At 40.8% G+C, this 1,072-nt stretch carries 3 protein-coding genes and 1 pseudogene; 3 read left to right on the forward strand and 1 reads right to left on the reverse strand.

Annotated elements, in window-relative coordinates:
• Nucleotides 1-262 (forward strand): type II toxin-antitoxin system RelB/DinJ family antitoxin (locus tag HMPREF0373_RS13595; protein WP_021740335.1); only part of this gene is annotated, 262 nt, incomplete at its 5' end.
• Between the two features lie 149 nt (nucleotides 263-411).
• On the opposite strand, the pseudogene HMPREF0373_RS13600 reads toward HMPREF0373_RS13595, so the two are convergent.
• A pseudogene (locus tag HMPREF0373_RS13600) lies at nucleotides 412-599 on the reverse strand (hypothetical protein); the annotation flags it as partial.
• A 24-nt stretch (nucleotides 600-623) separates the two neighbouring features.
• Between HMPREF0373_RS13600 and HMPREF0373_RS17390 the strand changes: the two are divergent.
• Complete coding sequence (locus HMPREF0373_RS17390) at nucleotides 624-914, forward strand: hypothetical protein (protein WP_021740337.1); 291 nt, start codon at nucleotides 624-626, stop codon at nucleotides 912-914.
• Nucleotides 863-1,024 (forward strand): DUF6040 family protein, encoded by a 162-nt coding sequence (locus HMPREF0373_RS17395; protein WP_242831217.1) that lies wholly within the window; start codon nucleotides 863-865, stop codon nucleotides 1,022-1,024. Before HMPREF0373_RS17390 ends, HMPREF0373_RS17395 begins: the two co-directional genes overlap by 52 nt.
• The last annotated feature ends 48 nt before the right edge of the window (nucleotides 1,025-1,072 follow it).

A 1,072-nucleotide genomic window follows, 5' to 3' on the forward strand; every position in this document is an offset into this window, starting at 1 on the left:
GTGTGAAAAAACGAGAGTTTTTTCACACGCCCTTGGCATTTCTCCATCCAGTGCAATTCAGATGCTTTATAGCCAGATCGTACTGAAAAAAGGTATGCCGTTTGAATTGAAACTTCCTTCTTCTAAGCCATTAGCTGTTGGTGCAATGACCAGAGAAGAACTTGATGCAGAACTCCAGAAGGGTGTTGATTCCATCAAAGCAGGAAATGTATATTCCGCAGATGAAGTCGACGCGGTACTTGCAAAGGAGTTTGGCATATGACGGAAAGTTGTGTATTATCTTGTCGATGATAAAGAGAGGACAGTTACAGTAGCACGAATATTCTACGGTGGTCGAGATATCGAAGGAATTATAAATTTAAATAAATAAACAGAAGTGGAGCTTTTTGTGTGAAAACAAGAGCTCCATTTTTATATGAATAAAATTCCTCTGTCATCATAGACAGAAGCGCCTGTATTATTTCCACAGCGGATCGCACGGTCAAGTCCCATGATAGTGGGGACATATCCTTAAATCCCTGGCCGAAAGGAACAACAGTAAAGTCCATGCCTTCGAGGTTTTGTACCATCTGGACGGCTCCCCAGCGGTCAAAGGCAACAGGCAGCTAAGCAGATCGCTGACCTTGAACGAGAAATTGAACAGCGAAAACAGAGCCGAGAATATCGAAGCATTGCGGACAAGATTAAGGCAAACAGAGCAACAATTAACCAGCGAGACAGACAACAGGAAAAGAGCCGACGCAGAAGTCGTGGCATGGAAATTTAAGTACGAAAAAGCAGAACAGGAAAAACTTTATGCACAGACACACCAAAAGACGGTTGAGGTAGCTGTTGAGAATATTGTTGGGATAGCATCAGCATTGTGGAAGTTATTACAAGCACAGCCATTGCAATTTATTTTGGAGATTGGATAAAATCTGTTATTTCTATAAATCTCATTACACTATTATTACTGGTGCATGTGGTTTATATTGGAATCAGATGCTATGTGAAAGACTGGATGGAAGAAAGAGGATACTGTTGATATGGAGAATTAGATTTTTAACAAAAGTTAGCAAGAATTCTCCTCGTA

This window comes from Eubacterium ramulus ATCC 29099 (genome assembly GCF_000469345.1).
Lineage (GTDB): Bacteria > Bacillota > Clostridia > Lachnospirales > Lachnospiraceae > Eubacterium_I > Eubacterium_I ramulus.